General features: G+C 67.3%; 1 protein-coding gene. It reads right to left on the bottom strand.

Annotation, left to right across the window (positions count from 1 at the left end; genetic code table 11):
- Positions 1 to 261: 261 nt before the first annotated feature.
- On the bottom strand, positions 262 to 1,353 hold the full coding sequence (locus U1700_RS14540) for a YeiH family protein (RefSeq protein WP_332753407.1): 1,092 nt from the start codon (positions 1,351 to 1,353) through the stop codon (positions 262 to 264).
- Between the last annotated feature and the right edge of the window lie 42 nt (positions 1,354 to 1,395).

Here is a 1,395-nt window from a genome sequence, read left to right as displayed (position 1 = left end):
CGCGGCGAAGTCCCGGTCGGGATCACCGGTCGACGGGACCGCCATCGCTTGGTGCATCCGCTGCATCGCACCGGCCATCACGGTGGCGAAGTCGCTGGTCTGGGCCAGCGCCGCGCCGCTGACCAGAGCGGCAGCAGCGAGCGCTGTCTTGAGCGGGATTCTCACAATATCGGCAACTCCATACGGTCGGACACGGGCGATCCGCGCATCCGGCTCAACATAAACCCATGTCATTCGATCCGCTTCGGCCACGATCGGCCGTCACGCGATGTGCAACAGGGCCAGCAGGGTCATGCTGATCGCGCCCAGGACGAGCAGCGACAGCACCACGGCAGTCGTCACCTTGCCGCCTGCCTTTGCGACGGTGCGAACGTCGACGCCCAACCCCAATGCCGCCATCGACACCACGGTCAGCAAGGTGGCAATGCGGCCGATCGGCGGAATCGCAGCGGTCGGCACCAGCCCAAACGACCGGCAGGCGACCATCACGAGAAAGCCGATGATGAACCACGGGACGAGATGAGCGAGATCGAACGTCTTTGCCCGCGCGGTGCCCGCCACGACCTCTTCCGCAGGCATCTGCTGCGGGGCAAGGCGTGGTGCGATCAGCGACAGGACGAGGCACACAGGCCCCAGCATCAGCACGCGGACGAGCTTGACCAGCGTCCCCATCTGCACGGCCGCAGCCCCCAGTGGCGAGGCGGCCGCGATCACCTGCGGCACCGCATACACAGTCAGTCCGGCGAGCGCGCCGAAAGCAATGCCGCTCATGCCGAGCGCGATCCCGAGCAGCGGCAGACCCAGCACCACGACGACGCCCAGCACGGCGGTAAACGCAATGGAGGCGGCGACGTCGTCGCTGTCGGCCCCGATTACCGGCGCGACCGCGGCGATGGCCGAATTGCCGCAGATCGAGTTGCCGCACGCGACCAGCAGTGCCATGCGCGTTGGCAGGCCCAGCAAACGACCTATGCCGAAGCTCAGCAGGATCGCACTGGCCACTACGCCGGCGATGCCGACAAGCAGGGGTACGCCAGCAGCCAGGATGGTGGCGGCGCTGACCGAGGCCCCGAGCAGGACGACCGCGACCTCCAGCAGATATTTGGCGCTGAACGCGATGCCTTCGTGCCATTTGTCACCGGGCGTCCGCAGGCTGCGGATCGCGGTGCCGATCAGAATGGCGAGCACCAGCGCCTCCAGCCATGCCTTTCCTGCCAAGGCGCGCTCGCCGGCTTCCAGCGCATAGGCGGCGCCAGTCACCGCCAGGCACAGGCCGATCCCCGGCAGGAGGGCGAGCAGTCGGTTGGACCGGCCGATGGCCGCAGCAATGTTGTGTCGAGCGATGGTGGTCACGGGGGATGTTCCTTCCGCCGCATTAGCTAGGCTGCGATCACC

Source organism: Sphingomonas sp. RB1R13 (assembly GCF_036663775.1).
Classification (GTDB): Bacteria; Pseudomonadota; Alphaproteobacteria; order Sphingomonadales; family Sphingomonadaceae; genus Sphingomicrobium.
The sequence above is the reverse complement of the archived record's forward strand: the minus strand, read 5'-3'. Positions and strand labels throughout refer to the sequence as shown.